Annotated in this window: 1 protein-coding gene; it reads right to left on the bottom strand. The window is 50.1% G+C overall.

Annotated elements, in window-relative coordinates:
• On the bottom strand, positions 1–793 hold a 793-nt coding region (locus ACTHUR_RS13240), incomplete at its 3' end, for an FAD:protein FMN transferase (protein WP_440398986.1).
• Positions 794–798 lie beyond the last annotated feature (5 nt).

The raw sequence follows: 798 nt of genomic DNA, 5'->3' as shown, positions 1-798 counted from the left end.
TGCCATAGCCGCCAGATGTAGCAAAGGCTTGGTTTTTCATGGCAATGGTGGTCAGGATTTGGTCTTCTTGGTCGGGATTGCGAATACTGACATTCCACTCGCGCTGGTTGGCATTATCAAAGCCGTAAATTTCCCCCATATCAATCAATGCCTGGGTAACGCCTTGCTGCTTCAACAATTCGGCTACTTTGTCGGTGATATAGCCCTGCGCAATGCCGTTGAGCGACAAGCCCATGCCTTTTTGGGCAAAACGGATTTCTTTGGTATCAAAATCGACTTTGTTAAAATCCACTAATTCGAGCGTTTCTTTAATACTGCGTTCGGATGGCGGCGTTTCAGTTTTGGGGTTTCGTCTGAAGTGGTCGGCATACAGATTCCACAAAGGCTGAATGCTGGGATCAAATGCACCCTGCGTCAGCTGATGGATATCTCGGCTGATACTGAGCAGCTGCAAAAAATCGGATGGCGGATTTTTCAGACGGCCTTCTCGGTTTAAGCGGCTAATCATGCTGTCATCCCGATACAGGCTGAAGATTTTTTCCAATCGTGAAACTTCCGCCAATACTTTGTTGACCAGTATTTCCGCCTGCTTGCGCTCAACGCCGAACAAACGCAACTCCGCACCCGAACCCAACGCAATACCTCTCCAAATAACTGGCTGCTCTTCTTGATTCAGGCTGGCCGGATGAGTCGGCTGATTGGTTCTGCGGCTAATGGCAAAGGGAATGCCGACACCAGCGGCAAGTGTGGCGGCGATGGCAAGGAAACGGCGGCGCGTTAAGGGGGTGGACATAAAGT

The organism is Neisseria sp. P0021.S007 (assembly GCF_051956855.1).
The sequence above is the reverse complement of the archived record's forward strand: the minus strand, read 5'-3'. Positions and strand labels throughout refer to the sequence as shown.